General features: G+C 59.3%; 29 protein-coding genes. 16 read left to right on the top strand and 13 right to left on the bottom strand.

Annotated features, from left to right (window positions below):
* The first annotated feature begins 106 nt into the window (after nucleotides 1-106).
* From hemE to AKU94_RS14075, 4 genes are all read left to right on the top strand, one after another.
* Nucleotides 107-1,138 carry a uroporphyrinogen decarboxylase gene (gene hemE, locus AKU94_RS14090; protein ID WP_050527897.1) on the top strand — a complete coding sequence of 344 codons (1,032 nt, stop codon included), beginning with the start codon at nucleotides 107-109 and terminating at the stop codon, nucleotides 1,136-1,138.
* Nucleotides 1,139-1,178: 40 nt separating this feature from the next.
* Entirely contained in the window at nucleotides 1,179-2,573 is a 1,395-nt protein-coding gene (locus AKU94_RS14085; RefSeq protein ID WP_050527896.1) for a DUF6880 family protein, read from the top strand.
* Nucleotides 2,574-2,639: 66 nt separating this feature from the next.
* Nucleotides 2,640-3,866 carry a glutathionylspermidine synthase family protein gene (locus AKU94_RS14080; RefSeq protein ID WP_050527895.1) on the top strand — a complete coding sequence of 409 codons (1,227 nt, stop codon included), beginning with the start codon at nucleotides 2,640-2,642 and terminating at the stop codon, nucleotides 3,864-3,866.
* A 49-nt stretch (nucleotides 3,867-3,915) separates the two neighbouring features.
* Nucleotides 3,916-4,491, top strand: coding sequence for a DUF1190 domain-containing protein (locus tag AKU94_RS14075; protein WP_050527894.1), 576 nt, complete (start codon nucleotides 3,916-3,918; stop codon nucleotides 4,489-4,491).
* Here the strand turns inward: AKU94_RS14075 and AKU94_RS14070 are convergent.
* Nucleotides 4,488-4,937, bottom strand: coding sequence for a YtoQ family protein (locus tag AKU94_RS14070; protein WP_050527893.1), 450 nt, complete (start codon nucleotides 4,935-4,937; stop codon nucleotides 4,488-4,490). The two genes, AKU94_RS14075 and AKU94_RS14070, sit on opposite strands and share 4 nt — an antisense overlap.
* A 120-nt stretch (nucleotides 4,938-5,057) precedes the next feature.
* On the opposite strand from AKU94_RS14070, the gene AKU94_RS14065 reads away from it, so the two are divergent.
* From AKU94_RS14065 to AKU94_RS14045, 5 genes are all read left to right on the top strand, one after another.
* Entirely contained in the window at nucleotides 5,058-6,224 is a 1,167-nt protein-coding gene (locus AKU94_RS14065; RefSeq protein ID WP_050527892.1) for an alpha-hydroxy acid oxidase, read from the top strand.
* A 159-nt stretch (nucleotides 6,225-6,383) separates the two neighbouring features.
* Entirely contained in the window at nucleotides 6,384-7,013 is a 630-nt protein-coding gene (locus AKU94_RS14060) for a 50S ribosomal protein L25/general stress protein Ctc (protein WP_050527891.1), read from the top strand.
* Between the two features lie 109 nt (nucleotides 7,014-7,122).
* Nucleotides 7,123-7,830 carry an aminoacyl-tRNA hydrolase gene (gene pth, locus AKU94_RS14055; protein ID WP_050527890.1) on the top strand — a complete coding sequence of 236 codons (708 nt, stop codon included), beginning with the start codon at nucleotides 7,123-7,125 and terminating at the stop codon, nucleotides 7,828-7,830.
* A gap of 38 nt (nucleotides 7,831-7,868) precedes the next feature.
* Nucleotides 7,869-8,240 carry a DUF2237 family protein gene (locus tag AKU94_RS14050; RefSeq protein ID WP_050527889.1) on the top strand — a complete coding sequence of 124 codons (372 nt, stop codon included), beginning with the start codon at nucleotides 7,869-7,871 and terminating at the stop codon, nucleotides 8,238-8,240.
* A gap of 53 nt (nucleotides 8,241-8,293) precedes the next feature.
* The gene (locus tag AKU94_RS14045; protein WP_050527888.1) at nucleotides 8,294-8,692 is read left to right on the top strand and encodes a group III truncated hemoglobin; all 399 of its coding nucleotides are present in this window, start codon (nucleotides 8,294-8,296) and stop codon (nucleotides 8,690-8,692) included.
* Nucleotides 8,693-8,711: 19 nt separating this feature from the next.
* Here AKU94_RS14045 and trpB read toward each other — a convergent pair whose 3' ends face one another.
* The 11 genes from trpB to AKU94_RS13990 all read right to left on the bottom strand — a co-directional run bounded on the left by trpB (nucleotide 8,712) and on the right by AKU94_RS13990 (nucleotide 18,924).
* Entirely contained in the window at nucleotides 8,712-9,944 is a 1,233-nt protein-coding gene (gene trpB / locus AKU94_RS14040) for a tryptophan synthase subunit beta (protein ID WP_050527887.1), read from the bottom strand.
* 112 nt (nucleotides 9,945-10,056) lie between these two features.
* The gene (locus tag AKU94_RS14035; protein WP_050527886.1) at nucleotides 10,057-10,509 is read right to left on the bottom strand and encodes a GNAT family N-acetyltransferase; all 453 of its coding nucleotides are present in this window, start codon (nucleotides 10,507-10,509) and stop codon (nucleotides 10,057-10,059) included.
* Entirely contained in the window at nucleotides 10,506-11,144 is a 639-nt protein-coding gene (locus AKU94_RS14030; RefSeq protein ID WP_050527885.1) for a phosphoribosylanthranilate isomerase, read from the bottom strand. The genes AKU94_RS14035 and AKU94_RS14030 overlap by 4 nt, the downstream gene beginning before the upstream one ends.
* Before the next feature lie 3 nt (nucleotides 11,145-11,147).
* Nucleotides 11,148-11,510, bottom strand: a complete 363-nt coding sequence (locus tag AKU94_RS14025; protein ID WP_332307232.1) for a lipopolysaccharide assembly protein LapA domain-containing protein — start codon at nucleotides 11,508-11,510, stop codon at nucleotides 11,148-11,150.
* A 9-nt stretch (nucleotides 11,511-11,519) separates the two neighbouring features.
* Nucleotides 11,520-11,801, bottom strand: coding sequence for an integration host factor subunit beta (gene ihfB / locus AKU94_RS14020; protein ID WP_050527884.1), 282 nt, complete (start codon nucleotides 11,799-11,801; stop codon nucleotides 11,520-11,522).
* A 190-nt stretch (nucleotides 11,802-11,991) separates the two neighbouring features.
* Nucleotides 11,992-13,674: a 30S ribosomal protein S1 gene (gene rpsA, locus AKU94_RS14015; protein ID WP_083445076.1), complete on the bottom strand. Its 1,683-nt coding sequence runs from the start codon at nucleotides 13,672-13,674 to the stop codon at nucleotides 11,992-11,994.
* 215 nt (nucleotides 13,675-13,889) lie between these two features.
* Nucleotides 13,890-14,522: an NAD(P)H-dependent oxidoreductase gene (locus AKU94_RS14010; RefSeq protein WP_050527882.1), complete on the bottom strand. Its 633-nt coding sequence runs from the start codon at nucleotides 14,520-14,522 to the stop codon at nucleotides 13,890-13,892.
* Between the two features lie 114 nt (nucleotides 14,523-14,636).
* Nucleotides 14,637-15,224, bottom strand: coding sequence for a (d)CMP kinase (locus tag AKU94_RS14005; protein ID WP_050527958.1), 588 nt, complete (start codon nucleotides 15,222-15,224; stop codon nucleotides 14,637-14,639).
* 15 nt (nucleotides 15,225-15,239) lie between these two features.
* Nucleotides 15,240-16,343 carry a cystathionine gamma-lyase gene (locus tag AKU94_RS14000; protein WP_050527881.1) on the bottom strand — a complete coding sequence of 368 codons (1,104 nt, stop codon included), beginning with the start codon at nucleotides 16,341-16,343 and terminating at the stop codon, nucleotides 15,240-15,242.
* 4 nt (nucleotides 16,344-16,347) lie between these two features.
* A complete protein-coding gene (aroA, locus tag AKU94_RS13995) occupies nucleotides 16,348-17,691 on the bottom strand; it encodes a 3-phosphoshikimate 1-carboxyvinyltransferase (RefSeq protein WP_050527880.1) in 1,344 nt (447 codons plus the stop codon).
* A 60-nt stretch (nucleotides 17,692-17,751) separates the two neighbouring features.
* Nucleotides 17,752-18,924, bottom strand: a complete 1,173-nt coding sequence (locus AKU94_RS13990; RefSeq protein WP_050527879.1) for a MalY/PatB family protein — start codon at nucleotides 18,922-18,924, stop codon at nucleotides 17,752-17,754.
* Nucleotides 18,925-19,080: 156 nt separating this feature from the next.
* Here AKU94_RS13990 and def (AKU94_RS13985) point away from each other — a divergent pair, with 156 nt between their 5' ends.
* Genes def (AKU94_RS13985) through AKU94_RS13965 form a run of 5 tightly spaced genes read left to right on the top strand, consistent with a single transcriptional unit; the run spans nucleotide 19,081 to nucleotide 21,756 of the window.
* Nucleotides 19,081-19,602, top strand: a complete 522-nt coding sequence (gene def / locus AKU94_RS13985; RefSeq protein ID WP_050527878.1) for a peptide deformylase — start codon at nucleotides 19,081-19,083, stop codon at nucleotides 19,600-19,602.
* Nucleotides 19,602-20,072, top strand: coding sequence for a peptide deformylase (def, locus tag AKU94_RS13980; protein ID WP_050527877.1), 471 nt, complete (start codon nucleotides 19,602-19,604; stop codon nucleotides 20,070-20,072). The genes def (AKU94_RS13985) and def (AKU94_RS13980) overlap by 1 nt, the downstream gene beginning before the upstream one ends.
* Nucleotides 20,069-20,563, top strand: coding sequence for a peptide deformylase (gene def, locus AKU94_RS13975; RefSeq protein ID WP_050527876.1), 495 nt, complete (start codon nucleotides 20,069-20,071; stop codon nucleotides 20,561-20,563). Before def (AKU94_RS13980) ends, def (AKU94_RS13975) begins: the two co-directional genes overlap by 4 nt.
* A gap of 27 nt (nucleotides 20,564-20,590) precedes the next feature.
* On the top strand, nucleotides 20,591-21,487 hold the full coding sequence (gene fmt, locus AKU94_RS13970) for a methionyl-tRNA formyltransferase (protein ID WP_050527875.1): 897 nt from the start codon (nucleotides 20,591-20,593) through the stop codon (nucleotides 21,485-21,487).
* A 56-nt stretch (nucleotides 21,488-21,543) separates the two neighbouring features.
* The gene (locus tag AKU94_RS13965) at nucleotides 21,544-21,756 is read left to right on the top strand and encodes a hypothetical protein (RefSeq protein WP_050527874.1); all 213 of its coding nucleotides are present in this window, start codon (nucleotides 21,544-21,546) and stop codon (nucleotides 21,754-21,756) included.
* Nucleotides 21,757-21,761: 5 nt separating this feature from the next.
* Here the strand turns inward: AKU94_RS13965 and AKU94_RS13960 are convergent, their stop codons facing one another.
* Nucleotides 21,762-22,112, bottom strand: a complete 351-nt coding sequence (locus tag AKU94_RS13960) for a hypothetical protein (RefSeq protein WP_050527873.1) — start codon at nucleotides 22,110-22,112, stop codon at nucleotides 21,762-21,764.
* 148 nt (nucleotides 22,113-22,260) lie between these two features.
* On the opposite strand from AKU94_RS13960, the gene cbiB reads away from it, so the two are divergent.
* Together cbiB and AKU94_RS13950 are read left to right on the top strand one after the other, a co-directional pair.
* Entirely contained in the window at nucleotides 22,261-23,169 is a 909-nt protein-coding gene (cbiB, locus tag AKU94_RS13955; RefSeq protein ID WP_050527872.1) for an adenosylcobinamide-phosphate synthase CbiB, read from the top strand.
* Nucleotides 23,124-24,161, top strand: coding sequence for a glycosyltransferase family 2 protein (locus tag AKU94_RS13950; RefSeq protein ID WP_050527871.1), 1,038 nt, complete (start codon nucleotides 23,124-23,126; stop codon nucleotides 24,159-24,161). The genes cbiB and AKU94_RS13950 overlap by 46 nt, the downstream gene beginning before the upstream one ends.
* The last annotated feature ends 1 nt before the right edge of the window (nucleotide 24,162 follow it).

Here is a 24,162-nt window from a genome sequence, read left to right as displayed (position 1 = left end):
AGCGCCTAGTCGGCGCGCATTCAACGGGCACTTTGACGGGCGATGTGTCATATTGACAACTGCGCCCTATCTTGGGAAGGCAGGGCCAAGCCAGAGGAGATGCCCAATGACCAAAAAGACAATCCTGCGTGCGCTGAAAGGCGAAACCCTGCCGACGCCCCCGATCTGGATGATGCGCCAGGCCGGGCGCTATTTGCCAGAATATCGCGCCACCCGCGCGCAGGCCGGCGATTTCCTGAAACTGTGCTATAATCCAGAACTGGCGGCCGAGGTAACCTTGCAGCCGATCCGGCGCTTTGGCTTTGATGCGGCGATCCTCTTTGCCGATATTTTGCTGCTTCCCCAAGCGCTTGGGGCGGACCTGTGGTTTGTCACCGGCGAGGGGCCACGCCTTTCGACCATCACCGATATGGCGGGTGTGCAGGCCTTGCGCCCCACCGCCGATATTCATGAAACCCTATCGCCGATCTATGAAACTGTGAAAATTCTGGCACAGGAATTGCCCGCCCAGACCACGTTGATCGGCTTTGCCGGCGCACCCTGGACGGTGGCCACCTATATGATCGCAGGGCGCGGCACCCCCGATCAAGCCCCGGCGCATAAGCTCAAAGATACCGACCGCGCAGCCTTTGTTGCGCTGATTGACCGCATCACCGATGGCACCATCGAATATCTGGATGCGCAAATCCGTGCCGGCGCCGAGGTTATCAAACTCTTCGATTCATGGGCCGGCAGCCTGAAGGCGCAGGATTTCCATGATTTCGCCCTGCTCCCGGCCAAGCGCATCATTGCCGAACTGAAATCCCGTCACCCCGGCATTCCCATCATCGCCTTCCCGCGTGAGGCGGGTGACGGCTATATCGGTTTTGCCAAGGCCACAGGGGCGGATTGCGTGGCGCTGGACAATTCGGTCACACCCGAATGGGGCGCCGAACATGTGCAGGTCGATGGCTGTGTGCAGGGCAACCTTGCCTCGCGGCATATGGTCACGGGCGGGCAGGAACTGGTCGATGAAACCCGCCGGATCGTAAAGGCCTTTGCCGGTGGTCCGCATATCTTCAACCTCGGGCATGGGATCACACCCGATGCCGATCCCGATAATGTATCGCGCATGATTGATGCCGTTCGGGACGGGTAAGGACGTTTCTTTCTCTCCCTTCCGGTGCCAAGGTTGACGCATGTCAAAAAAGACCCTGAACCAAACCAATCTGGAGGGGCTGGGCGCGGCCAGTCTGGCGGCCCTGCTGATGGAGGTCAGCACGGGCAGCGCCGATATCAAACGCCGTCTGCGGCTGGAGCTAAGCCATAACCTCGGCGCGGCTGAGCTGGCGCATGAGGTCCGCAAACGCCTGATCGCCCTGCGCAAGGCCCGCAGTTTTGTCGGCTGGCGCAAGCGCAAGGCTTTCGTCAAGGATCTTGAAACCCAACTGTCGATGATCCTTGACAAGATCGCCCCCGAGGATGCCTCCGCTGCCTTTGATCTTTTGTGGAATTTTGTGACGCTGGCCCCATCCATCTATGCGCGCGTCGATGACAGCCGCGGCGAGGTTGGCAATGTCTTTCGCACCGCCCGCGACCATTTCGCCGATATCGCCCCCCGCGCGGCGCTGGAGCCGCTAACGCTGGCCGATCGTATCTGGACCGCCTTGCAAGACAACGCCTATGGGGAATGGGATGGCATCATCACCCTTCTGGCCCCCACGCTTGGGCCCGCTGGCCTGATGCAGCTAAAGGCAGCCGTCGAGGCACATGACCAAACAGAGCCGCCCTTTATACGCGCATTGCGCCGGGAAAGCGGCCAGACCACGACCCGAACATCGCGGCTTGTCAAACGCTGCCTGCAAGAGATCGCCACCTCCATGGGCGATACGGCCGCCTATATCGCCCAATATTCCAAGGATGAGCTGACCCGCAAGGATATCGCCGCCAAGGTCGCTATGCTGATGCTTGAAACCGATGCCAAGGCCGCGCTGGACATCCTGGAAAACGCCGACCAAGCGGGGCGCGATTACGGGCAGGAACCATGGGACACCGCCTATATCGCCTGTCTCACCGCCCTTGGCCGCGGCGAGGACGCCCAAGCCCACCGCTGGACCTGTTTCACCACCCGTCTCGATAGCGGGCATTTGCGCAACTACCTGAAAACCCTGCCTGATTTCGACGATGTCGAGGCCGAGGACCGCGCCAAAGAGCTTGTGCTGACATGGCCCAACACCTCGGTCGCGCTGCGGTTTTGCCGCGACTGGCCCGATCTGTTGACCGCCGCGAAAATAATCGAGACCCGCACCACGGAAATCAACGGCGAGCACTACCCGCTTCTGACCCCGCTGGCCGAGGCCCTTGGTCCCCGCCACCCACGCGCCGCCGTATTGCTTTTGCGGGCGATGATAAATGACACGTTGGAACATGCCCGCACGTCGCGCTACGCCTATGCGGCCAGCCATCTGGCGGATTGCGCCAATCTTGATACAGAGATTGACGATTACGGGTCCCATCCCGACCATGCGCAATATCTGCAATCCCTGAAATCGCAACATGCGCGGAAATCATCCTTCTGGGCGCGGGTCGGGTGATCCGCAGCACTGGCCTTCCCCCCGCAAAACCGCTTTAACATCGACAAACGCCCAAGGGGTCAGCACATGAAGAAAATCACTTTGCCCGAGCGCCCCCATTGGCGCGACCATGCCCGCGAGGTCGGCTTCAGCTTTGCCGATATGCACGGCGAACCCTATTGGGATGAATCCTCGGCCTATGCCTTTACGCTGGAGCAGATCGAAACCGATATCGAGGACCCGTCCACCGAATTGCATGCGATGTGCCGTGAGGCCGTGGCCCATATCCTTGCCAATGACGCATTGATGGAAAAGCTGGCCATCCCCGAGGCGCACCGCGACCTGATCGCCACAAGCTGGCAACGCGGCGATCCTGAAATCTACGGGCGGTTCGATCTGGTCTATGATGGGGAGGGACCAGCCAAGCTGTTGGAATATAACGCAGATACGCCGACCTCACTTTATGAAAGTGCTGCCTTTCAATGGCAATGGCTGGAGGATCAGCTGGGCGCAGGCGTGCTGGAACCGGGTTGTGACCAGTTCAACGGGCTGCATGAGGCGCTTGTGGACCGGTTCAAGGCCGTGTTTGAACCCGAAAGCGATCTGCATTTCACCGCCATCAGCGGCAACCCCGAAGATTACGCCACCGTAGAAGCCATGGGCTGGGCCGCGCGAGAGGCGGGCTTGGGCGCGCATTACTGTGATCTGGAGAAAATCGCGATCAGCAAGGACGGCCAGTTTCTGGATGACGAGGACCGTGTGATCGGCGTGCTGTTCAAGCTCTACCCTTGGGAAGACCTTTTGCGCGATGAATATGCCGATCATATCGCGGGCTCGCGCTGTTTGTTTCTGGAACCGGCATGGAAGGCGCTTTTGTCCAACAAGGGCCTATTGCCGGTACTCTGGAGCATGTTTGAAGGCCATCCGAACCTGCTGCCCGCCTTTTTTGCGGCCGATATCGCCGAGGCACTGGCCGGTCGTGGCCCCGCCGCACCCGATATCGCCGCAAGTTTCGACCGCGCCGCCAACCAATTGGCCAAAGGCCATGTCCGCAAGCCGATCTTTTCGCGTGAGGGGGCCTCGGTCTCTATCCTCAAAAACGGCGCCACGGTGGAGGCGGCACAGAACACCGCCTACAGCGAACACCCCTGCATTCTTCAGGCCTACACCCCCCTGCCGCAGTTTGAGGGCTTTCGCCCCGTGATCGGCGCATGGATTGTCGGAGAGACCTGCGCCGGGATCGGCATCCGTGAGGACCGCTCCCGGATCACCCAAGACCTATCGCGCTTCAAGCCGCATTTTATTTCGGTGTGAACTGCGCTAGATACATAACTGGATTTGACGAAAAGGGAGGCTTGCCACAATGAAACGTTCCAGCCGCGTTGCCATCACCATTCTGGGCGCTGCCGCCTTTACGCTTGCGGGCTGTCAGGAAGAGCAGGTCGACGCGCAGGCCTTTCCTGATCTGCGCAGCTGCATCAACGCCGCGCAAAACGGGGGCATGTTCACGGCCGAGGATTGCGATGCCTCCTTTGCCGAGGCCGAGGCCCTGCACGTTGAGGCCGCCCCCCGTTACGACAGCCTTGCCGTTTGTGAGGAACAGCACGGCGAAGGGGCCTGCGGATCAGAAGAAGCCGCCGCCCAAGGCGGATCGGGCAGCATCTTCATGCCGCTAATGATGGGCTATCTGATGGGCAACATGCTGGGCGGGCGGGGCACGGCAGCCAGCCAGCCTATGTATAAAACCGCCGATGGGAAATATACCAACGCCGCGCGTTCCAGCACGTTTTCCAGCAACTCAGGGGCCGGCAAGCTCAGCACTTCGCAGTTCACCAAGCCTGCCGCAACCGCAGGCAAGGCCCCTATGACCCGAGCAACCGCCACATCACGCGGCGGTTTCGGATCCTCCAGCACGGGCCGTAGCAGCGTGGGCGGTTAAGTGGGCAACTGGCCTTTTAGCACGTAGCGCAGGATCTGGGCGACTTGGGCGGGGTGTTCGACTACGGCCAGCGCGGCGGCGTCCACCTCTTTGAGGGCGTGCTGATGATCGGCACCGTGCAGCACGATCAGCGACTTGCCAAGGGCCGCCGCCTGCCCCGCATCGAATGCCGCGTTCCACTGTTTGTACTTGTCGCCAAAGCGCACAACGACCACATCCGCCGCCCCCAGATCGTGCCGCGTGCGGATCGCGTTCAGCTTGGCCCCTTTGTGGTCATGCCAGAATTTGTCCTCCTCAGCGCCCATGATGGCCACGCCGCAATCATCCGATGCCGCATGATCGGTAACGGGACCGCTGAACACAACATCAAGACCCTCACAGCCCGCGGCGATCTCATCGCGCCAATTGCTGTGGATCTCACCTGCAAGATATACATTTAGCGTCATAATCGCCTCCTCTTTTGTCGCAGCCTAACAGCCACGCGGGTCGAGGCCAAGCCACACAAACTGTTGCGCAACCCTGCTGTGATTGGTAACCAAATCTTACCACATAAAGGAGCTGCCCTCATGCCCGTCATTACCTGCATTGATGACCTCAAGCGCCTGCACAAACGTCGCACGCCGAAAATGTTTTATGATTACGCAGAAAGCGGAAGCTACACCGAACAGACCTTTCGCGAGAACACATCCGATTTCGCCAAGCTGCGCCTGCGTCAGCGGGTGGCGGTCGATATGTCGGGGCGCAGCACCAAAAGCCAAATGATCGGTGAAGATGTGGCGATGCCAGTGGCCCTTGCGCCGGTGGGGTTGACCGGAATGCAGCATGCCGACGGTGAAATTCTGGCCGCCAAGGCCGCCGAGAAAATGGGCGTGCCCTTTACCCTTTCGACCATGAGCATTTGTTCGATCGAGGATGTGGCAGAACACACCACCAAGCCCTTCTGGTTTCAGGTCTATACCCTCAGGGATGATGACTTCATGCGCCGCTTGTTTGAACGCGCGCGGGCGGCAAATTGCTCGGCCATTGTCATCACCGTGGATTTGCAGATCCTCGGGCAACGTCACAAAGACCTCAAGAACGGGCTGTCGGCCCCGCCCAAGCTGACGCCCGCCTCCATCGCCAATATGATGACCAAGGTGAAATGGGGTCTTGGGATGCTACAAACCAAGCGGCGGTTCTTTGGCAATATCGTTGGTCACGCCAAGGGCGTGTCCGACCCCACCAATCTGGCAGCCTGGACGGCAGAGGCGTTCGATATGTCGCTCGATTGGGCGCGCATTGCCAAGTTCAAGGAAATGTGGGGCGGCAAGATTATTCTGAAAGGGATTCTCGATGCTGATGATGCCCGCAAGGCGCTGGCGGTGGGGGCCGATGCGATTGTGGTTTCCAACCACGGCGGGCGCCAGTTGGACGGCGCCATTTCGTCAATCTCAGCATTGCCCAGCATTATCGATGCTGTTGGCGACAAGATCGAGGTCCATATGGACAGCGGTATCCGGTCGGGTCAGGATGTGCTCAAGGCGCTGGCATTGGGCGCCAAGGGCACTTACATCGGGCGTGCCTATGTCAACGGGCTGGGCGCGATGGGTGAGGCAGGCGTGACCAAATCGCTTGAGGTGATCCAGAAAGAGCTGCTGACAACGATGGGCCTTGTGGGTGAACGCAGCATTGACGGCCTTGGGCGGCACAACCTTTTAATCCCCAAAGGGTTCGAAGGCGATTGGGAAAAATAACGCGCCAACACCCATATCCGCGTCAAGAATAGCAAAAGACCCGAGTTTTCACGGTTAAAGCTGTTTTTCACCTTTCAACGCAGACGATTCCCCGCTATGGACCCCAAGTCGCGTCGCACACCCTTGGAGGGCGGCGGATTTAACATATGGAGAATTACAATGGCAAAAGAGATCCCGGATCTTGTAGCCGAGGCACGCGTGGGGACAGGCAAGGGGGCCGCCCGCCAAGCTCGTCGCGATCATTTGGTACCCGGAGTTGTTTATGGTGGCGGCGCTGACCCCCTGCCACTGAACATCAAATACAACTATTTGATCAAGCACCTGAGAGCAGGCCGCTTCCTTTCGACCCTGTTCAACCTCAAGGTTGAAGGTCAGGAAGATGTGCGCGTTATCTGCCGTCACGTTCAGCGTGACGTCGTAAAAGATCTTCCTTTGCACATCGACCTGATGCGTTTGCGTCGTACCAGCCGCATCAAGCTGTTCATCCACGTGGACTTCATCAACCATGAGGCAGCTCCCGGTCTTAAGCGCGGCGGCACCTTGGTTGTTGTACGCAACGAAGTTGAACTGGAAGTTACCGCAGGCGATATTCCGGAAAAGATCACCGTTGATCTGACCGGCCTGAACATCGGCGACGTGGTCCATATCAACGACATCAAGCTGCCCGAAGGCGCAAAGCCAACGGTTGACCGTAACTTTGTTATCGCGAACATCTCGGCCCCATCGGGTCTGCGGTCCAGCGACAACGAAGACGGTGATGATGCCGAAGAGGCAGCAGCCGAAGAATAATCCCCAGCCCTCGGGCCGGATATAAAGACGCGGCGGGGCAACCTGCCGCGTCTTTTGCTTTTCGCGCGGTGGCTGTTATAGACAGCTTGGCAACAACAAGGATCGCATGATGAAACTCTTTGTCGGTCTGGGCAATCCCGGCACGAAATATGCAGGCAACCGTCATAACATCGGCTTTATGGCGATTGACCGGATCGCGGCCGATCATGGGTTTTCCCCGTGGAAAAAGGCGTTCAAGGGGCTAGTCTGCGACGGGCGGCTGGGGGACGCGCGTGTGCTGCTTTTGAAGCCGGAAACCTTCATGAACCTGTCAGGGCAATCGGTTCAGGCCGCAATGGCCTTTCACAAGATCGCGCTGGCTGATGTCGTGGTCTTTCATGACGAGCTGGACCTCACCCCCGGTAAGATGCGCCTGAAACAGGGCGGCGGCCATGCGGGCCATAACGGGCTGCGATCAATTCATGCCTGTGTCGGAGAGGCTTACGGCCGCGTGCGGCTTGGTATCGGCCATCCGGGGCATAAGGATGCCGTGGCCAATTACGTGCTGCATGATTTTGCCAAGGCCGATCAGGGCTGGCTGGATGACCTGCTGCGCGGCCTGTCCGACGGTGCAGAGGCATTGGCCGCCGGTGACGGCGCAAAGTTTTCCAACGCGGTGGCATTGCGAACCGCACCCCAGCGTCCCTCTAGCGGGCAGGCCCGCCCCGAAGGCAAAGCCCCTCGTAAACCGCCAGAGCCGAAACCCGCCAAGCCCGAGGCGCCGCCGGAAACAGACACCCGCAGCGCGCTGCAAAAGCTGGCTGACAGGTTTCGCTAATCGATTCTGACCTATCTAAACATCTCAAGGGGCACGATATGACCAAAGCACAATCCATCAACGTCGTCGGCGGCCCGTTGGCGCCATGTTCCACGGCGCCGCTGACCGGGTATTTCCGCAACGGATGCTGTGATACTGGCCCCGAAGATGTCGGCATGCACACGGTTTGTGCCGTGATGACCGCCGAGTTTCTGGCGCTTTCGAAATATCTGGGCAATGACCTGTCCACCCCGAGGCCCGAGTTCGATTTTGCCGGCCTCAAGCCTGGTGATCGCTGGTGTCTTTGCGCCGCGCGCTTCTTGCAAGCGCATGAAGAAGGCGCCGCGCCCCGGGTAGACCTCGCCAGCACCCATATCCGCACATTGGAGGTGGTCACCCTGAAAATCCTGCAAAGCTACGCATTGAACTAGCTGCGGCAGCATGACGCTTGCAGCAAGGGCCGCGGCGGTCTAATCTTGATGGCATGAGCTTGGCGCGTTTCCCCATCACCCATGAACAGATCGACCTTGTTGTCGCCAGCTTTTACGCGCGCATCCGCAGCCATCCCAAACTTGGCCCCATATTTGCATCCCATGTCACCGACTGGCCAGAGCATGAGGCGAAGATCGCCAGTTTCTGGCGCAACGCGATTTTGATGGAGCGCGGCTATCACGGCAATCCAATGGCGGTTCACAGCGCGGCAGGAAACGTCCGCCCCGGTATGTTTGAACCTTGGCTGGAACTGTTCGACATCACCCTGACCCAACATCTGCCACCTGAAACAGCGGCGCAATGGTCGGCCCTTGCGCATCGTATCGGACGGGGGCTGCGTTATGGTTTGGTACAGCACGACGCGCCCAATGGTGAGGTGCCGCGCTTTTAACGCGCCACCCCTGCGGGCCTTAGGCCTTCATGTCGAAGCCAAGGTGTTTGGCCACGGTAAAGATGTCCTTGTCGCCACGGCCACACATATTCATCACTATGATATGGTCTGCAGGCAGGTTCGGTGCAATCTTCATCACATGGGCCAGCGCGTGGCTAGGCTCCAACGCCGGGATAATCCCCTCCAAGGCGCAGCTAAGCTGAAACGCCTCCAACGCCTCGGCATCGGTGATCGCCACATATTGCGCGCGACCCGTATCATGCAGCCAGGAATGTTCCGGCCCGATACCCGGGTAATCGAGGCCCGCACTGATGGAAAACCCTTCCAAAATCTGCCCGTCGTCATCCTGCAACAGATAGGTGCGGTTCCCATGTAGCACACCGGGCCGACCACCGGTCAGAGAGGCGCAATGCTCCATCCGGTCATCAACGCCTTTGCCGCCCGCCTCAACCCCGATGATATTCACCGAAGGATCATCAAGGAATGGATGGAACAACCCCATCGCATTGGACCCGCCCCCAATGGCCGCGACAAGCGTATCGGGCAAGCGACCCTCGCCCTCTTGCTCGGCCAATTGCCAACGGACTTCCTTGCCGATGATCGATTGGAAATCGCGCACCATCGCAGGATAAGGGGCCGGCCCTGCCACCGTCCCGATGCAGTAAAACGTATCGCGCACATTGGTCACCCAATCACGCAGCGCGTCATTCATCGCATCCTTCAACGTGCCACGGCCCGAGGTGACAGGAACCACCTCAGCCCCCAAAAGCCGCATCCGAAAGACGTTGGGAGCCTGACGTTCGACATCATGCGCGCCCATGTAAACCACGCATTTCAAACCGAATTTCGCACAAACCGTGGCGGTTGCAACACCGTGCTGCCCCGCGCCCGTTTCCGCAATAATACGGGTTTTGCCCATGCGGCGGGCAAGGATGATCTGGCCCAAGACGTTGTTAATCTTATGCGCGCCCGTGTGGTTCAGCTCATCCCTTTTCAGATAAACCTTGGCACCGCCCAGATGTTCGGTCAGCCGTTCAGCATAATAAAGCGGCGATGGGCGACCAACGTAATGCTTCCACAGATCATCCATCTCAGCCCAGAATGTCGGGTCGGTCTTGGCAAATTCATAGCGCTCTTCCAGCTCCAGAATCAGCGGCATCAGGGTTTCAGAAACGAACCGTCCCCCGAAAATTCCGAAACGGCCGCTCTCATCCGGGCCAGTCATGTAGCTGTTCAATCCATTCTCGGCCATCTGTTCCTGCCCTTCGTTCAATCCCTACATACCGCGTCAAATCATTGACGCAGCAAAAACCTAAGTCACCCACCGATCTAGCGCAGCCAAGCACAGTTGGAAAGGTTTCACGTCAGCTTTGATCCAGTCGTTTTTTGAACCCGATGTGCGAAGGCGCATACCCCGCGCGCTCATAAAACCGCAGCGCATCGTCTCGGGTTTTGTCGCTGGTCAGCTGGATCAAGCTGCAGCCCGCATGGGTCGCGCGCATTTCGGCATCCCGCATCAACGCAGAGCCCACGCCTTCGGATCGGACCTTGGCCGCAACACGTACCGATTCCACCTGCGCACGACGGCTGGCGCGCAAGGAAAGGCCGGTGATGAAGGTCAGTTGATAGGTTGCAACCACGCGGCCCTCGGCCTCCCCGACAATCAGCGTATTGCCGTACTCATAGGACATCGCGTCAAAGGCGGCAGTGTAATCGGCGATATCCGCGCTTTCACGGGCTTGGCCCAAGGCATCCTCACGCAAGAGGGCGACAATCGCGGGGACATCGGCGCGCAGCGCCTCACGCCAGCGGATCATGTTGCTGCCTTTACGAATGCATCGATTTTGGCGGCATCCTTGACGCCCGGCGCGCTTTCCACACCAGAGGAGACATCAACCTGCCGCGCACCTGTCAGGCGGATCGCCTCGGCCACGTTTTCAGCTGTCAGCCCACCGGCCAGCATCCACGGGCGCAACCACTTACGGCCCACCAACAAGCGCCAGTCAAATGAAAGCCCATTCCCACCGGGCAAATCCGCGCCTTTGGGTGGTTTGGCGTCAATCAGGATCTGATCGGCCACGAGGGAATAATCCGTCAGCATGGCCAGATCGCCCTCATCCGCGACGCCTATCGCCTTCATGACAGGCAGACCATAACGTTCCCGGATTTCGGCAACACGTTCCGGTGTTTCCTGACCGTGAAGCTGCAGCATATCAAGCGGCACCGCATCAATGATCGCGTCTAGTGCGGCATTGTCTGCACCCACCGTCAGCGCGACCTTGGCAAGTCCCGGCGGTGCTGCAAAGGCCAAAAGTCGGGCCTCTTCCAAGGTCAGATGACGCGGCGATTTCGAAAAAAACACAAAACCGGCATAGCCCGCACCCGCCGCAACGACCGCAGCCATATCAGCAGGGCTGCGCAATCCGCAGATCTTTACTCTGACATCCGCCATATTTCAGCTTGCCTTGGCGGGACGGTCCAGCAGCGCAAGAACCTCATCCTTGGGTTCGGGCTTGGCGCGGCGCAACAACTCCAATTCACGCTCCAACCTCTTGATCTCGCGGGCGCGGGCGGCGGCGGTGGCGCGATGCTTATGCTCACGGAACCATTCCCAGACGAAACCGATCATCAAACCGGCGACGATGCCCGCAAAGATGACCATGTAAAGCGGCACGGTCAGCCCAAAGTTCAGATTGGCAAAAGCCGCAATATCCGCGGGCAAGGCGTTCAAGGTCACAGCCTCCCGGTTGGCCAAAGCCACCGTAAGCAGAACAATGGCCAGCACAACCAGAAGCAAATAACGCAAATAGCGGATCATCTTGGACCTTTACCTTCCGTTCAATCTGTCGCGCAACAGTTTGCCGGTCTTAAAGAAGGGAACCTTCTTATCTTCAACCTGCACTGATTCCCCCGTGCGCGGGTTTCGTCCGATTCTCGCATCGCGTGCCTTGACAGAGAACGCGCCAAAACCGCGCAGTTCAACCCTGTCGCCACGCGACAGCGCCTCAATGATTTCTTCGAACACAGTGTTGACGATACGCTCAACATGGCGCTGCGTCAGGTGCGGATTTTCATCTGCAATCTTTTGGATCAGTTCCGAACGGATCATCCCTACATTCCTCCCCTGAGGCCAACAACGGTTTTGGCACCGCCGAATATTTCATTTTCAACTATAGGGAAAAATAAGTCACTGACAAACAGGAAAACCAGTTAAGTCCGTGCATTAGCAAAGATAAAGCAAAGGCCCCGCAAAAACGCGGGGCCTTTAAAGACGTTTTCAAGCCATCAATAGCCTGAGATCAATCCTTGTCGCCTTTCAGCGCCGCGCCAAGGATATCGCCCAGCGACGCGCCCGAATCGGAAGAGCCATACTGTTCTACGGCTTCTTTCTCTTCTGCGATCTCGCGGGCTTTCACCGACAGACCCAAACGGCGGGTTTTGCTGTCTACATTGGTCACGCGCACATCGATCTTGTCGCCAATGCCGAAACGCTCAGGGCGCTGGTCGGCACGGTCGCGCGACAGGTCGGAACGACGGATGAAGGATTTCATACCGTTGTAATCCACCTCGATGCCGCCCTCTTCGATCGCTGTCACTTCAACCGTGATGATGGAGCCGCGCTTCACGCCGTCAACCGCATCGGAGAAGGTATCTTCGCCAAGGGCTTTGACCGACAGGCTGATACGCTCTTTTTCAACGTCCACTTCGGTAACAGCGGCCTGAACCGTGTCGCCCTTGCGGTAGTTGGCAATCGCTTCTTCGCCGCGCTGGTCCCAAGACAGGTCGGACAAATGGACCATGCCGTCGATGTCGTTGTCGAGGCCGACGAACAGACCGAATTCGGTGATGTTCTTGACTTCGCCTTCGATGTTGGTGCCGACTGGGTGGGTTTCTGCAAACACTTCCCATGGGTTACGTTGCGTCTGCTTGAGGCCGAGGGAAACGCGACGCTTGGCGCTGTCGATCTCCAGAACCATGACGTCAACTTCCTGGCTGGTCGAGACGATCTTGCCGGGGTGTACGTTTTTCTTGGTCCAAGACATCTCGGAGACGTGAACCAGACCTTCGACACCAGCCTCCAATTCGACAAATGCGCCGTAATCGGTGATGTTGGTGACACGGCCTTTGTGCACGGTGCCAAGGGCGTATTGCGTTTCAACCGCATCCCATGGATCCGACTGCAACTGCTTCATGCCAAGGCTGATGCGGTGTGTCTCTTTGTTGATTTTGATGACCTGAACCTTGACGGTTTCGCCAATCGCCAAAATCTCGGACGGGTGGTTCACACGGCGCCATGCCATGTCGGTGACGTGCAACAGGCCGTCAACGCCGCCCAGATCAACAAAGGCACCGTATTCGGTGATGTTTTTCACAACGCCGTCAACAGTTTGGCCTTCGGTCAGGTTGCCGATAACTTCGGCGCGCTGCTCGGCACGGGATTCTTCGAGGATGGCGCGGCGCGACACAACGATGTTGCCACGGCGACGGTCCATTTTCAGAATCTGGAACGGCTGCTTCATGCCCATCAAGGGGCCTGCATCGCGCACAGGGCGCACGTCAACCTGCGAGCCGGGAAGGAACGCAACAGCGCCGCCCAGATCCACAGTAAAGCCGCCTTTGACGCGGCCAAAGATAGCACCGTCAACGCGGGTTTCATCAGCGTATGCACGCTCCAACCGGTCCCAAGCTTCTTCGCGCTTGGCCTTGTCGCGCGAAATCTGTGCTTCGCCACGGGCATTTTCGACGCGGTCGAGGAATACCTCTACTTCGTCGCCGACTTCGATCTCAGCAGTTCCGCCGATTTCGGCAAATTCTTTCAGATCAACGCGGCCTTCCATTTTGTAGCCGACGTCGATGATGGCCTGGCCCGCTTCGATTGCGATAACCTTGCCTTTGACAACAGACCCTTCTTGAGGGGTGTCAATCTCGAGGCTCTCTTCCAAGAGTGCTTCGAATTCTTCCATGGAGTTCATAGTAGCCATTAAAAATAGTTTCCTTTTCGTCGTTTTGCTGGCCTTGCGGTTGTCTCCGCCGGTCTTGGAGTGGAATCGAGCAAAAAGCCAAAAGCGCGCCGAAATGCGGCACGCATGGAATCTTGTCAAGATTGCGCGGGTATTAACGCGGAAAAGCCTTACTGGCAAGGGCTACGCAAAAGCCCGCAAGCAAAGCGGGGCGGATTGCGCCGCCCCCGCTTGGTTCAATCCACAACCGTCACAAAGTCTTCCATCGGGCGGCGCACCTTTTTTGCACCCTTCAACCAGTCGCCTTCATTGGCGCTGTAACCCAAGGGCAAAATCGCCACCGAACGCAGGCCGCGTCCGCGCAAACCAAGGATTTCATCGAATTTTTCAGGGTCGAAGCCTTCCATCGGGGTGGCGTCCACTTCCTCAAAGGCGGCGGCAGTTACGGCAAGGCCAAGGCCGATATAGGCTTGGCGCGCCGCATGTTCGAAATTGGTCTTCGCATCGCGGGGCAAATAGGATTGCTTGAGCCGGTCATAATATCCTGTCAGCGTCTCGGATTTCATCCCGCGCTGATCTTCGGTCATCGACAGTACCCCGTCGATTCGCGCCTCGGTGTAATTGTCCCATGCGGCAAAAACCAGTACGGCGGTGCCGTCGGTGATCTGCGCCTGATCAAAGCCCGCCTCGCGCAATTTCTCGCGGATCCCGGGATTTTTGACCACGATCACCTCGAACGGCTGCAACCCGCTAGAGGTCGGCGCAAGGCTTACCGCCTGCAGAATTCGGTCCAGCTTCTCTTGGGGGACGGTTTTTGACGGGTCCATTTTCTTGGTGGCATAGCGCCAGTTCAAACGTTCGTTCAGCATCCGGTATTCCTATTCTATGGCCTGCTCTTTTCTATGGGACAGACCTAAGCCCTCGCGGCTGTGCAGAAAACACGCATAGGCGCAAAGCTTCTGTGCAAAAATCAGGGAGAATGATCAGCGCCGCGCCGAAACCTCGGCCACCGCCCGTGCCACGGCATCCTCCACCGTCATCGCGGAGGTATCAAGGGTGACGGCCCCCTGTGCCGGTTTCAGCGGTGCATCAAGCCTGTTCATATCACGGTCATCGCGTTCGCGCACTTGGGCAAGGATATCATCGAAATCAGCGTCTTCGCCCAGCTCCAGCCAACGGCGGCGGGCGCGGATCTCGGCGCTGGCGGTAACGTAAAGCTTCACATCCGCATCGGGGCAGATCACCGTGCCGATATCGCGCCCGTCAAGCACCGCCCCACCTGCACGGCGCGCAAAGCACCGCTGGAAATCGACCAAAGCGGCGCGCACCTCAGGGATGGCGGCAACGCGGCTTGCGGCCTGCCCGGCCTCCATGCTGCGCAAATCGTCGCGCGCCAGATCCTCTTCGGTCAGGCTGCGGGCGGCCTCTACCGGATCGCCGCCCTTGACGCCAACGGCACGGTACAAAAGCCCCGTATCCAGATGCGCAAAGCCGAAATGCGCGGCCACTGCACGGCTGATGGTGCCCTTGCCCGCCGCGGCCGGCCCGTCAATCGCAACGATAAATGTCATATCCATATCTCCTGCTTAGGTCAGCGCCGCGTTTATGGCCGCCCAAAGCGGCTCTGCCGGCTCCACCCCCACCGAGAGCCGGATAAAGCCGGGGGCCACATTATCACCCCAGCGCGCACGGCGTTCGCCCGCCGTATGGGTGCCGCCAAAGCTGGTGGTCTGCGTCATCATCGGGCAAGTCGCCAAAAATGCCTCGGCCGCCGCCTCGGAGGCCAGCTCAAACCCGATCAAAAAGCCGAAACCCGACATCTGCCGCCGCGCCAGCGCATAAGAGGGATCATCCGGCAAACCCGGATAACGCACATTGGAAACCGCGGGATGGGCCGCAAGCCGTTCCGCAATGATCTGGGCCGAGGCGCACATCCGCTCCAGCCGCACCTCCAAAGTCTCGATCCCGCGGTGCATCAACCATGCCTCAAAGCCGCCCGGCACAGCCCCCGACAGCTTGCGCCAGTTGCGCACCCTTTCCGCCAGCGCCGCATCGCGGGTGGCGACATGGCCAAACAGCACATCCGAATGCCCGCCCGGCGCCTTGGTATCAGCGGCCACAACCATATCCGCCCCCAGATCGAGCGGGCGTTGCATGAGCGCGGTCATGGTCGTGTTATCCACGATCAACAGCCCCCTCGCCGTGCGCACCCGCTGCGCAATCAAGGCGATATCACAGCAATCAAGCCCCGGGTTGGACGGCGTTTCCAGAAACACCACCGCCCCGCCAGACAAATCCGCCGTCTCCATCTCGGCGGTCGGAACCTCGATCACCTCTACCCCATAGGTGGCCAGAAAGTTTTCGGAAAACACACGCGTGACGTAATAGCCATCCGCCGGAATGATCAGACGTTTGCGATCCGTCAGCACCGCCATCAACGCTGCGGAGATTGCCGCCATGCCCGACGGAAAGGCCACGCAAGGCGCATCCTCCAGAATCCCAAGCTGTGCCTCTACGGCCTCCCATGTCGGCATCGCAACACGGCCGTAGGTATGGCTGGCCCCTTCGATATCCGGCAAATGAAAGGTCGTCGCCGAGACCAGAGGCGGTGCAACCGGCTCTCCTTTTTCCAACATGGCCGCGCGGTGATGCAGCAGCTTGGCGAAACGCTCTTTTCCTTTGGCATCCATCAGATCAGGCCTTTGTCAGGGTCGCGCCAAGTCCCGTCATCAACCCTTCGAACAGGGGGAAGGACGTAGCAATAGGTGAGGCATCATCAATGGAAATTGGTGCCGCGCTCGCCATGCCCGCCACAAGGAACGACATCGCGATCCGGTGATCGAGATGGGTGGCACAGGTCGCCCCCCCCGGCACCGATCCCGGCCCGCGACCATGCACGATCAGCGTATCCTCATCCTCTTCAACCGTCACACCACAGGCCTCAAGCCCGCGTGCCATCGCGTCGATCCGGTCGGATTCCTTGACCCGCAACTCCTTGATACCGCGCATCACCGTGCGCCCTGTGGCATTGGCCGCCACAACCGCCAAGACCGGATATTCATCGATCATCGAAGGGGCGCGTGCCGGTGGCACCTCGATACCCGTCATCTCAGAAAACTTCACCCGCAGATCGGCAACCGGTTCGCCGCCCTCTTCGCGCGGGTTCTCAAATGTGATGTCGGCACCCATTTCAACAAGCGTCAGGTAAATCCCGTTGCGCGTCAGGTTTTGCGAAACGCCCGGCACGAAAATATCCGACCCCTCCACGATCAAGGCCGCACAGACCGGAAAGGCCGCCGAGGACGGATCGCGCGGCACCGCCACCACTTGAGGGCGCAGCTCTGGCTGGCCGGTCAGGGTGATCATATTACCCTCGTCGGTTTGCTCGACCACCAGCTCTGCGCCAAAGCCGACAAGCATACGTTCGGAATGGTCGCGCGTCGCCTCACGTTCGATTAGGACCGTTTGGCCCGGCGCGTTCAACCCCGCCAGCAACACCGCTGATTTCACCTGCGCCGAGGGCACCGGCGTGGCATAGCGCACCGGCACCGGATTGGCCGCGCCCACCAGTGTCATCGGCAAACGCCCGCCGCGGCGCCCGTAGGCCTGCGTACCAAACAACGCCAAGGGGTCGGTCACGCGCCCCATGGGCCGTTTGCGCAAACTGGCATCGCCGGTAAAGGTTGCGGTCATCGCCGTGGTCGCCATCGCGCCCATGATCAGGCGCACACCCGTGCCGGAATTGCCAAAATCGATCACGTTCTCCGGTTCACGAAACCCGCCAACACCCACGCCATGCACCGACCATGCCCCCGGTCCGTGCTGTGTTACCTCGGCCCCAAAGGCGCGCATGGCACTGGCGGTATCCAGAACATCCTGCCCCTCAAGCAGGCCAGTGATCCGCGTCTCACCCACCGCCATCGCGCCGAAAATCAACGCGCGGTGGCTGATGGATTTATCGCCCGGAACCTCTGCCCGACCTGCCAAAGGCCCGGATTTGGTTGCGGTCATCACTTGGGCTGGGCCGTGGCCTGACATATCGCTCTCCTGCAAAATCTGGGGGTTTGATAGCCCAAGCGGCCCAGCCCGTCCATGCACCTATTGAAGATCACCAAAGGCTGCCTTCAGCCGTGCGACCGCCTCCACCACCCGCACACGCGGGGTCGCAAGATTGAAGCGCATCCAGCTTTCGCCACCCTTGCCAAAGCTTGGGCCGTGGTTCGCCGCAATCCGCGCATCTTTTTCGACGCGGGCGGTGAATTCATCGCGGGTCATGCCAGTGCCGGAAAAATCAACCCATGCCAGATAGGTCGCCTCCATATTCATTGACGACAGACCGGGGATCGCATTCACGCCTTCATCAAAAATACGTTTGTTTTCGGCCAGATAGGCGATCAGCGCATCCAGCCATTCCGCCCCCTCGGGCGAATAGGCCGCCGTTGCCATCATCAACCCGAAAGAGTTGGGCGAAATGCCAAGCCCGCCCATCACCGCCGCAAATTTAGCACGCAAAACAGGATCATGGATAATTACATTGCCGGTATGGCTGCCCGCAATGTTGAAGGTCTTGGTCGTCGCCGTCATCATCACCAAACGATCGGCAATATCGGGGGCAGCAAGCGGCATAACCGTATGCTTATGGCCCGCAAACACCAGATCGTGGTGGATCTCATCCGAGATGACAATCAGATCATGACGCTTGGCAAAATCGGCAACGCCGCGGAGTTCCTCGGCGGTCCAGACCTGCCCGCCGGGATTATGTGGCGAACAAAGGATCAGCATCCGCTCATTCCCAGTCATCTGGTCATCCCATGCGGCGAAATCCATCACATGCCGGCCATCCTCAACCGGCAACTGACATTCCACCACCTTACGGCCCGCCGCCGAGATCACCCGCGCAAAGGCGTGATAAACAGGTGTCATCAAAACCACACCGTCGCCAAGCTCGGAAAACGCCTGAACACACAGGCCCGTGCCATTGACCAAACCATGGGTGGTGAAAATGGCCTCTGCATCCACATCCCAGCCGTGGCGGTTCTTCATCCACCACTGGATCGCGGCCAGATAGGCGCTGTCATCCCCGAAATAGCCGTAGATCCCATGGGCGGCCATATCCTCCACGGCCTTTTGCACACAGGCAGGGGGCCGGAAATCCATATCCGCCACCCACATCGACAAACCGTCCTGCGGGGACACACCATAAAGCGCCTCCATCGCGTCCCATTTGACCGAATGTGTGCCGACGCGGTTGATCTCTTCATCAAAATTCATGGCATGTCCCCGATTGTTTGCGCCACCCTAACGGCAGGCCCGCCGCCGTTCCAGCCCCCGAATGTGCGGGTTACAATCCCACAGGTGCCGCAAAATCCGGCCAACCGAAGCCGGACAGGATTGCACGCCCGCGCAGAACACCTTACATCATTGCCCATGAAACGCCCCATCCTGCTCCATCCCGACCCGCGCCTGAAGAAAAACTGCCTCCCTGTTGAGGCGGTCTCGGCCGAGGTTGGCCAATTGGCCGAAGATATGTTGGCCACCATGTATGACGCCCCCGGTATCGGGCTGGCCGCGCCGCAAGTTGGCGTGATGCAACGGCTTTTGGTTATGGATTGCATCAAAGACCCGGAACAGTCACCGCGTCCGATGGCCATGCTGAACCCCCAAGTCACTTGGTCGTCCGAAGATGTTTCCGTCTATGAAGAGGGGTGCCTCTCGATCCCTGACCAATATGCCGAGGTGACCCGCCCTGCGATCGTGCGCGTGGAATGGCTGGGCCTTGACGGCAAACCCCAAGAGGAAGAGTTCGAAGGGCTTTGGGCCACCTGCGTCCAGCATGAGATCGACCACCTGAACGGCAAGCTGTTCATTGATTATCTTGGCCCGCTGAAACGCCAAATGATCACCCGCAAGATGGAAAAGCTGAAACGCGAACTGGCACGGCGCGGCTGATGGCGATTTTGCCGATCTTATTGCTGCCCGATCCGCGCCTGCGCACCGCCTGCACGCCGGTGGATGTGTTTGACGCAAACCTCAAGCAACTGGCCCAAGACATGCTGGAAACGATGTATGCCGCCCCCGGCCGCGGGCTTGCCGGCCCGCAAGTCGGCGCGATGATCCAACTTTTTGTGATGGACACCACCTGGAAGGAAGGGCGGCCAAACCCATTGGTTTTCATCAACCCTGTGATCAAAAACAGCCACGGCGCCGCCATCAATACCGAAGGCTGCCTGTCGATCCCTGATAACACTGTGCGTATAGAACGCCCCGACGTTGTGCATTTGGCATGGCAAGATCTTGCCGGCCGCGCCTGCGAAGGGTTTTTCCAAGGTATTGCCGCGACCTGTGTTCAACATGAACGCGACCACCTTGATGGGGTCTTGTGCATCGACTACCCCGACTTACCCGAGGAAAAACCATGACCGCCCGTCTCTGCATCCCTTGGCCCGACAAACGCCTGCAAACGCCTGCCGCCCACGTCGATGCGATCACCGATGAGGTCCGCGCGATCTGGGCCGACATGGTCGACACGATGGAGGCGATGCCAGGCTACGGGCTTGCCGCCCCGCAGATCGGCGTGATGCAACGGCTGGCCGTGGTCGACGGCTCAACCGAACGAGGTCAGGCCGTTTTGATGGCCAATCCCGAAGTGCTCCACGCCTCCGCCCAGCCCCGCGACCATGATGAAGCCAGCCCGAACCTGCCGGGGGTTTTCGCCACGATCACCCGCCCGCGGGCCGTTACCGTCCGGTTTCTGAATGCAGATGGCAAGATCGAAGAGCGTGACTTTGTCGACCTTTGGGCCACCAGCGTTCAGCATCAGATCGACCATTTGAACGGCAAGATGTATTTCGACCACCTCAGCAAAACCAAACGCGATATGTTGCTGAAAAAAGCCCGTAAACTCCGGTAGCCCCCACCCAGACCAAAGGAAAAGCCGATGCGCGTGATTTTCATGGGAACCCCGGATTTTTCCGTTCCGGTGCTTGAGGCGCTGGCCGAAAAGCATGAGGTGATCGCCGTCTATTCACAACCACCCCGCCCCGCCGGGCGTGGCAAGAAAGACCGCCCCTCACCCGTGCATCTGCGCGCCGAGGCCCTTGGCCTGACCGTTCATACCCCTTCCTCATTGCGCAATGAGGTGGCCGCACAAACCTTTGCAGCATTGCGCGCAGATGTGGCCGTTGTGGTGGCTTACGGGTTAATCTTGCCGCAAAATATTCTGGATACGCCAGAGCATGGCTGTCTCAATATCCATGCCTCGCTTTTACCGCGCTGGCGCGGGGCGGCGCCTATCCACCGGGCAATCATGGCCGGCGATAAGGCGACCGGCGTTTGCATCATGCAGATGGAGGCGGGGCTGGACACCGGTCCCGTATTGCTGCGCGCACAAACACCCATCAACGCGACCGAAACCACCCAAGACCTTCACGACCGCCTCTCCAGCATGGGGGCCGAACTGATCGTGCGGGCGCTGGAAGAATTGCCCGACCTGACCCCCACGCCGCAACCCGATACAGGCGTGACCTATGCCGCCAAGATCGACAAGGCCGAGGCGCGTGTGGATTGGTCCCAACCCGCCGAGGCCGTCGACCGGCAAATCCGCGGGCTCTCGCCCTTTCCGGGCGCGTGGTGTGATGTGGCAGGTGAGCGGGTGAAACTTCTGCGGTCGCGCCTTGTTGATGGAAAAGGGACAGCGGGTCAGGTTTTGGGCGGGTTTACCGTGGCCTGCGGCACCGGCGCTGTTGAAATCCTCACCGCACAGCGCGAAGGCAAACGCCCCGCCGAGGCCCATGAAATCTTGCGCGGCTTTACCCTGCCTGCAAGCCTGTCATAATCCTGCCCCTTTGCGGGGTAAAACGGCCAAGCCACCCCTGGCCCATGGTACACCCTATGAAGACACTCATATTTTTCCTTATTCTGAGCGGCCCCGTAGGCTTTTTGGTCACCGGCTTTCTGGAAATGCAAACCGATATCGTGACGATATTCGGTATCGGCCTTACCACATGCGTTCTGGGCTGGGTGCTTTTCAGATTGCTGATGGCATGGATGATGGCCCTGATTATCCTAGGGGTTGCCATCGGTGCCTTTGTTATCTGGATGTAGCCGCCCTAGTTCTTTGACAAATAGCCGACCGGCGCCGCCTCATCCTGCACAAAATCGAGCGCGGCCTTTTGTGCCACATGGCTGCACCGTTTGAAATCACAGATCAGCTCACCCTCCTCGGTCGTAGAGGCGATGACAAGACACTGCGAGATATGATTGGCCCCGTCATAAATATCGATCAAACCACGCAGCTGGGTCATGCTATCCGCATCCAGCGCCAATCCGTTTTCCCACATCCGCAACACCGGGAACACATCATCCCCGACATGCACCCGCAACCGCGAGCGACGCTTTTGGTCTCGCTTCTGCGCGGCCATCAAACCGTCCCTGATCTCTTGAGGTAAAAATTCCAGCATGATGTACCCTTTCGTTAACACATAGTTTGATCGCATCTGTTTAAAATGCAAGTTAAGGTTTTATGGCATTGTCAAAGACCTGAAATCCGGCGTTGCGCTTTGGGGTAAAATCGGGTCTCTCCTCCCCTACCCAATCCAAGGCCCCAAGATGAGCGCTACTCTCCTGATCCCTGCCCTACTCCTCGATGCGACCATGGGAGAGCCGAAATGGCTGTGGGACCGTTTTGCCCATCCTGCCGTGCTGATGGGCCGTGCCGTAAATTTTGCCGACCGGCGGCTGAACCATGGCCGCGCCCGGCACGAAAAGGGCATTATCGCGATGGTCGGTTTGGGGCTTGGTGCATGGATTTTGGGGGCGATCATCGCCGCTATACCGGATTTCGGGATATTGGAAATCATCTGCGCCGCGATTTTGCTGGCACAGAGATCTTTGGTGGATCATGTGCGTGCGGTGGCGGACGGGCTGCGGGCCTCATTGGCCGAGGGTCGGCGCGCGGTTTCCATGATCGTGGGGCGTGATACCGCCGCGATGGATGCCCCCGCCATATCACGCGCCGCAATCGAAAGCGCGGCCGAAAACCTGTCAGACGGGGTTGTCGCGCCGGCCTTCTGGTTTTTGGTTCTCGGGCTGCCGGGGCTGATGCTTTATAAGATCACCAATACCGCCGACAGCATGATCGGCCACCGCACCCCCCGGCATGAGGCATTCGGTTGGGCCGCCGCGCGATTTGATGATCTGTTGAACTGGGTTCCGGCGCGGATCACGGCGATCCTGATCGCGGTCAGCCATATGCAGTTTCAGGCGGCCCCGATCTTGCGGGATGCGCCCTTGCACCGCTCGCCCAATGCGGGCTGGCCCGAGGCCGCGATGGCCGTGGTTCTGAATATCTCTTTGTCAGGGCCGCGCAGCTATAACGGCAAGATGCAGGATTTCCCTTGGGTCTGGGCAGAAGGCAGCCGCACCCCCGGCCCCATTCAGATAGAGGCGGCCTGTTCTGCGCTTTGGCGGACATGGGGTTTGCTGTTGCTGATCACCGCAATGGCCGCCAGCATCTGATCTTGCTACTCTGTGCCAAACCAAAGCCCGAGGCCCCGATGCACCCGCCCGTTCCCACACCGTCTGACGCATCAATTCCCCCCGCAGAAGGCATTGTGACCACTTGGGGCATCTGCACAACCGTCAAGGCACCTGCCGCACAGGTACAGGCCTTTGTGGCATATCACCTCGGGTTGGGGGCCGCGCATATCTGGTTGCATTTCGATGACCCCGACGATCCGGCGGCCGGCCTGTTTGATCATCCGGCCATCACCGTCATTCGCTGTTCTGACGCCTATTGGATGGACTACATCGGCAGGCGGCCGCCCAAGCATCAAAACCGGCAGGCGCGAAATATGCAGCGGATCTACGCGCTGACGGATCTGCCGTGGATCGCCCATATTGATGTCGATGAATATATCACCTCACAGACGGATATAGGCACGGCACTGGGCCGAACCCCGCCCGATCAGCCGATGCTGCGCATGGCCCCATGGGAGGCGTTGCATGATCCTGCCCTGCCCGATGATATCTTTACCGCCCGTCATTTCCGCGCGGCCCTGAATGGCAAACATAATGCGGCTGCCCGTGCGCGTGTTTTCGGTGAATACGCAGCGCTTTTATCCGACGGCGTTCTGTCCCATTCCGCCGGCAAGTGCTTTTTCCGCACCGGCTTGGCGCGGTTTGAACCCCGCCTGCATGGCGCGTTTCGCGCGGGCGAACGGGTGCAAGGCGTGCCGTTTTCGGATGATATCCAGCTGCTGCATTTCCATGCCCAAGACCCCGCCCCTTGGCGTAACCGACTGACGTTCCGGCTGACGCGCGGCGCCTATCAGTTCAACCCGCCACTGCAAGAATGGCTCTTGGCGGCCGATCCCGCCGCGATTGACCGCTTTTATCTGGAAACCCAAACCGCCACGCCCGAAACACTTGCGCGGTTACGGGCCGAGGGTGCCCTGCGTGAAGTCACCCTTTCACTGCGTCAAAAAGTTGCGGCTATGGGCTGGGACTGAT

This window comes from Pseudorhodobacter aquimaris (assembly GCF_001202025.1).
Lineage (GTDB): Bacteria > Pseudomonadota > Alphaproteobacteria > Rhodobacterales > Rhodobacteraceae > Pseudorhodobacter > Pseudorhodobacter aquimaris.
Note: the sequence above shows the minus strand (reverse complement) of the source record. Positions and strands in the feature narration are given on the sequence as shown.

What these genes read in the sequence shown, in the direction of transcription:
- AKU94_RS14000 (WP_050527881.1), bottom strand. Translation starts at nt 16,343, where the DNA reads ATGGATGCCAAAGGAAAAGAGCGTTTCGCCAAGCTGCTGCATCACCGC.
- def (WP_050527878.1), top strand. Translation starts at nt 19,081, where the DNA reads ATGAAACGCCCCATCCTGCTCCATCCCGACCCGCGCCTGAAGAAAAAC.
- AKU94_RS14025 (WP_332307232.1), bottom strand. Translation starts at nt 11,510, where the DNA reads ATGATCCGCTATTTGCGTTATTTGCTTCTGGTTGTGCTGGCCATTGTT.
- AKU94_RS14065 (WP_050527892.1), top strand. Translation starts at nt 5,058, where the DNA reads ATGCCCGTCATTACCTGCATTGATGACCTCAAGCGCCTGCACAAACGT.
- AKU94_RS14035 (WP_050527886.1), bottom strand. Translation starts at nt 10,509, where the DNA reads ATGATCCGCTGGCGTGAGGCGCTGCGCGCCGATGTCCCCGCGATTGTC.
- rpsA (WP_083445076.1), bottom strand. Translation starts at nt 13,674, where the DNA reads ATGGCTACTATGAACTCCATGGAAGAATTCGAAGCACTCTTGGAAGAG.
- fmt (WP_050527875.1), top strand. Translation starts at nt 20,591, where the DNA reads ATGCGCGTGATTTTCATGGGAACCCCGGATTTTTCCGTTCCGGTGCTT.
- AKU94_RS14080 (WP_050527895.1), top strand. Translation starts at nt 2,640, where the DNA reads ATGAAGAAAATCACTTTGCCCGAGCGCCCCCATTGGCGCGACCATGCC.
- AKU94_RS13960 (WP_050527873.1), bottom strand. Translation starts at nt 22,112, where the DNA reads ATGCTGGAATTTTTACCTCAAGAGATCAGGGACGGTTTGATGGCCGCG.
- def (WP_050527877.1), top strand. Translation starts at nt 19,602, where the DNA reads ATGGCGATTTTGCCGATCTTATTGCTGCCCGATCCGCGCCTGCGCACC.
- trpB (WP_050527887.1), bottom strand. Translation starts at nt 9,944, where the DNA reads ATGGCCGAGAATGGATTGAACAGCTACATGACTGGCCCGGATGAGAGC.
- AKU94_RS13950 (WP_050527871.1), top strand. Translation starts at nt 23,124, where the DNA reads ATGGGGTTTGCTGTTGCTGATCACCGCAATGGCCGCCAGCATCTGATC.
- ihfB (WP_050527884.1), bottom strand. Translation starts at nt 11,801, where the DNA reads ATGATCCGTTCGGAACTGATCCAAAAGATTGCAGATGAAAATCCGCAC.
- aroA (WP_050527880.1), bottom strand. Translation starts at nt 17,691, where the DNA reads ATGTCAGGCCACGGCCCAGCCCAAGTGATGACCGCAACCAAATCCGGG.
- AKU94_RS14045 (WP_050527888.1), top strand. Translation starts at nt 8,294, where the DNA reads ATGAGCTTGGCGCGTTTCCCCATCACCCATGAACAGATCGACCTTGTT.
- def (WP_050527876.1), top strand. Translation starts at nt 20,069, where the DNA reads ATGACCGCCCGTCTCTGCATCCCTTGGCCCGACAAACGCCTGCAAACG.
- AKU94_RS14075 (WP_050527894.1), top strand. Translation starts at nt 3,916, where the DNA reads ATGAAACGTTCCAGCCGCGTTGCCATCACCATTCTGGGCGCTGCCGCC.
- AKU94_RS14010 (WP_050527882.1), bottom strand. Translation starts at nt 14,522, where the DNA reads ATGCTGAACGAACGTTTGAACTGGCGCTATGCCACCAAGAAAATGGAC.
- AKU94_RS14070 (WP_050527893.1), bottom strand. Translation starts at nt 4,937, where the DNA reads ATGACGCTAAATGTATATCTTGCAGGTGAGATCCACAGCAATTGGCGC.
- hemE (WP_050527897.1), top strand. Translation starts at nt 107, where the DNA reads ATGACCAAAAAGACAATCCTGCGTGCGCTGAAAGGCGAAACCCTGCCG.
- AKU94_RS14050 (WP_050527889.1), top strand. Translation starts at nt 7,869, where the DNA reads ATGACCAAAGCACAATCCATCAACGTCGTCGGCGGCCCGTTGGCGCCA.
- cbiB (WP_050527872.1), top strand. Translation starts at nt 22,261, where the DNA reads ATGAGCGCTACTCTCCTGATCCCTGCCCTACTCCTCGATGCGACCATG.
- AKU94_RS14005 (WP_050527958.1), bottom strand. Translation starts at nt 15,224, where the DNA reads ATGACATTTATCGTTGCGATTGACGGGCCGGCCGCGGCGGGCAAGGGC.
- AKU94_RS14030 (WP_050527885.1), bottom strand. Translation starts at nt 11,144, where the DNA reads ATGGCGGATGTCAGAGTAAAGATCTGCGGATTGCGCAGCCCTGCTGAT.
- AKU94_RS13965 (WP_050527874.1), top strand. Translation starts at nt 21,544, where the DNA reads ATGAAGACACTCATATTTTTCCTTATTCTGAGCGGCCCCGTAGGCTTT.
- AKU94_RS14085 (WP_050527896.1), top strand. Translation starts at nt 1,179, where the DNA reads ATGTCAAAAAAGACCCTGAACCAAACCAATCTGGAGGGGCTGGGCGCG.
- pth (WP_050527890.1), top strand. Translation starts at nt 7,123, where the DNA reads ATGAAACTCTTTGTCGGTCTGGGCAATCCCGGCACGAAATATGCAGGC.
- AKU94_RS14060 (WP_050527891.1), top strand. Translation starts at nt 6,384, where the DNA reads ATGGCAAAAGAGATCCCGGATCTTGTAGCCGAGGCACGCGTGGGGACA.
- AKU94_RS13990 (WP_050527879.1), bottom strand. Translation starts at nt 18,924, where the DNA reads ATGAATTTTGATGAAGAGATCAACCGCGTCGGCACACATTCGGTCAAA.